We start from the raw sequence: 3,493 nt of genomic DNA, 5'->3' as shown, positions 1-3,493 counted from the left end.
CACCGGCCGGTGGGGACGGGACCCTCGTCGCGTCGGGTACCGGTCAGGCGCGGGCGGCGCCCAGCGCCTCGGCGGCCATCCGGTCCAGCCGCTCGGCCACCTGCAGCGCGGTCACCGGGCGCTGCCCCACCGGGGCGAGGCACGCCGAGACCAGCGCGGCCTCCTCGTCGGTCAGGCCGGGGGCGATCGCGGGCTCGGCGCTCATCACCCGGCGGATGGCCAGCAGCGGCTCGCCGTCGGGCAGCTCGCCGTACAGGCCGGTGCCGGTGAGCGCCCGGTTGAGGGTGGCGCCCAGCGCGAACACCTCGGTCGCCCGCGAGGGCCGGTCGCCGCGCAGCAGCGCCGGGTCCAGGAACTCGACCGAGGCGGCGCTGGCCATGCCGGTCAGCGTGACGCCCGGCGCGAGGTAGCGCGCCAGGCCGAGGTCGGAGAGCTTGCCGCCGTCCTCGGTGAGCAGGACGTTGGCCGGCTTGATGTCACCGTGGGTCAGGCCCGCCTCGTGCAGCGCGTGCGCGGCGTGCGCGGCGTGCGCCACCGCGCGCAGCACCTCGCCGCGGCTCAGCGGCCGCGCCGGGGCGGCCAGCGAGCCGAGGGGGCAGTACTCCATCGCGTACAGGAAGCTGTCCTGCAGCACGGCGTCGTAGACCCGGACCAGGTACGGCGAGGCCACCTGCGCGAACGCGCGCAGCTCCCGCACGCCCCGCTCGTAGGCCTGCTCGCTGTGGGTGCCGGTGAAGACCTTGACCGCGACGTACTCGTCGGGCAGGCCGAGCCGTGCCGGTGGGCGGGCGAGGTAGAAGCGGCCGTTGTTGCCCTCACCGAGCACGCGGACCACCTGGTAGTCCGCGATGGTGGCAGGCGCCGCGCCCACCAGGCCGACGGCATCCATGCATGTCCTCCTGAAACGCTGTCTCCCCGGCCGCGCCGGGACGCCGCGGTGCGCGGCAGCGGCACAGTGTGCCGGGGGACCCGCCGTCCGGGAACCGGTTCGCGCCTGCCGAGAAGCCGCGCGCGCGGGACCCCTACGGCCGGACCGCCGCGGCTAGCATCCGCGCCCGGCGTGGCCCCGGGTGCCCGGTTCCCGCCATCCCACCCGACCCCCGCGCGGTCCCACGCGGCGCGGACAGCTACGCCCGGAGAACACGTGGAAGCGCGCCCCGTCGCAGAGATCATCGCCTACGTCTTCGTCGACCTCGCGGTGATCATGGTCATCGCCCGGCTGATGGGGCGGCTGGCCGTCAAGGTGGGTCAGCCGGCCGTCGTCGGTGAGATCGTCGCCGGCATCCTCCTCGGCCCGACGCTGCTCGGCGCCCTGCCGGGCGACCTGGACCTGCTGCTGTTCCCGACCGACATCCGGCCCTTCCTCAACGTGCTGGCCCAGCTCGGCCTGGTGCTGTTCATGTTCCTGGTCGGTCTCGAGGTGGACCTGTCGTTCATGCGCGGCCGGGAGAAGGTGGCCGTGTCGGTGTCGCTGGCGTCGATCCTGCTGCCGTTCGCGCTGGGCGTGCTGCTGGCGACCTACCTGCACACCCAGCACGACGTCTTCACCGCCACCGACGGGTCGACCTCGGCGATCCCCTTCCTCGGGTTCGCGCTGTTCATGGGCGTGGCCATGTCCATCACCGCGTTCCCCGTGCTCGCGCGGATCCTCGCCGAGCGGCAGATGCACCGCGTCCCCACGGGCGTCCTCGCGCTGGCCTGCGCCGCCGTCGACGACGTCCTGGCCTGGTGCCTGCTGGCCGTCGTCGTGGCGATCGTGGCCGCCTCCTCGTTCAGCGGCGTGGTGCTGATCCTCGGCCTGTCGGTGGCGTTCGCCCTGGTGATGTTCCTGGTGGTCAGGCCGCTGCTGCGGGTCCTCGTCACCCGCTACGAGCGGCTCGGGCAGCTCACCCCGGAGATGCTCGCCGGCGTCCTCATCGGCATCCTCGCCAGCGCCTGGGTGGCCGAGGAGATCGGCATCCACTTCATCTTCGGCGCGTTCCTCTTCGGCGTCGTCATGCCGCGCAAGGGCGCCGCCCGGCTCAACCACGAGATCATCGACCGGCTCGAGCAGGTCAGCGTGCTCCTGCTGCTGCCGGTCTTCTTCGTCATCACCGGCCTCAACGTCGACGTCGGCGCGATCGACCTGGCCGGCCTCGGCGAGCTCGGCCTCATCCTGCTGGTCGCCATCTCCGGCAAGTTCGTCGGCGCGTTCGCCGCCGCCCGGGCGATGCGGGTCCCGCGGCGCCAGTCCACCGCCCTGGCCACGCTGATGAACACCCGCGGGCTGACCGAGCTGGTCATCCTCAACATCGGCGTCCAGCAGGGCGTGCTCGACGGCGAGATGTTCACGCTCATGGTGATCATGGCGCTGGTGACGACGGGCATGGCCACGCCGCTGCTCAACCTCGTCTACCCCAAGCGCATCCTCGACCGGGACATCGCCGCGGCGGAGCGGGCCGAGCTGGGGCTCACCGAGGCCTACACCGTCCTGGTCGTCGTGGACGAGCCCGACCGGGACGCCGCCCTGGTGGACCTGGCCTGCGACCTGGTGGGCCGCGAGTCGCCCGCGCAGGTCGTGCTGACCCGCGTGGTCCGCCGGTCCCGTCCCAAGCCCGAGGTGTCCACCGGTCTCGGCGCCGACCTCGAGCTGATGGCCACCGTGGCCGACGAGCTGCGGACCCTCGCCCGGATCGTCGAGGCGCGAGGGCTGAAGGCATCGGTCGCGTCGCGGTTCAGCGAGGACCCGTGGGCGGAGGTGGCCGACCTGGCCGGCAGCAGCCAGGCCGACGTCGTCCTGGTCCGCAGCGGCTGGGGCATCGTCGAGGGCGCGCTCGCGGCAGACGGCGCCGGCACCCCCTGGCCGCCGTCCCTGCGCGGCTCGGTGGTCACCGTCTCGGGCGAGCTGGGCGAGGCGGGCCTGCAGCCGGGCGGGCCGGTCGCGGTGCTGCAGGACGGCGACGCCTCCGGGCGGGCCGCGCTCCGGCTGGCCGCGCACGCCGCCGTGGGTCGCCGGGTGCCGCTGCAGCTGCGGGCCGCGGAGGGCCGGCGGGGCGTCCGGCGCAACGTGGCCGACTCGCTGCGCAAGGCCGGCGTCCAGGTCGCCGCGGAGACCGAGACGCTGCCCGCCCTGCTGCTCGCCCCGGCCGGTGCGGGTCCGGTCCCGGCCGCCGACGACCTGACGCCGATCCTGCTGGTGCACGCCGGCACGGCCGACAGCGACCGCGACATGGACGAGACCCTGGCCGGCATCGCCGCCCGCCCCGGGGCGCTCTGAGTCCCGCTCCCCCGCAGGCCCGGAGCCCGCGTCCCGTTCGAGGGGACGCGGGCTCCGTCGTTCCCGGTGCCGTTCCCCGGGGGGGCGCCACCTCCCCGTCACGCGCTCGTGCTCTGCACACGGGTGGGTGCAGAGCACGGGTCCACCCGGGACGGCACCCGGGCCCGGGTGGGCGCCCAGCGGGACTCCTCCTGCCGGCGCGGGGGCTCGTGCCCGCCCCCCCGGGGTGATGACGCC

2 protein-coding genes are annotated in these 3,493 nt (G+C 74.8%); one reads left to right on the top strand and one right to left on the bottom strand.

Features of this window, described 5'->3' with window-relative positions; genetic code table 11:
- Positions 1-43 precede the first annotated feature (43 nt).
- The gene (locus tag ACI798_RS23090; RefSeq protein WP_456941638.1) at positions 44-889 is read right to left on the bottom strand and encodes a protein kinase domain-containing protein; all 846 of its coding nucleotides are present in this window, start codon (positions 887-889) and stop codon (positions 44-46) included.
- 255 nt (positions 890-1,144) lie between these two features.
- On the opposite strand from ACI798_RS23090, the gene ACI798_RS23085 reads away from it, so the two are divergent.
- Positions 1,145-3,256, top strand: a complete 2,112-nt coding sequence (locus ACI798_RS23085; protein ID WP_457049052.1) for a cation:proton antiporter — start codon at positions 1,145-1,147, stop codon at positions 3,254-3,256.
- Positions 3,257-3,493 lie beyond the last annotated feature (237 nt).

The sequence above is a fragment of the Geodermatophilus sp. SYSU D01045 genome (genome assembly GCF_054050295.1).
Note: the sequence above shows the minus strand (reverse complement) of the source record. Positions and strands in the feature narration are given on the sequence as shown.

What these genes read in the sequence shown, in the direction of transcription:
- ACI798_RS23090 (WP_456941638.1), bottom strand. Translation starts at nt 889, where the DNA reads ATGGATGCCGTCGGCCTGGTGGGCGCGGCGCCTGCCACCATCGCGGAC.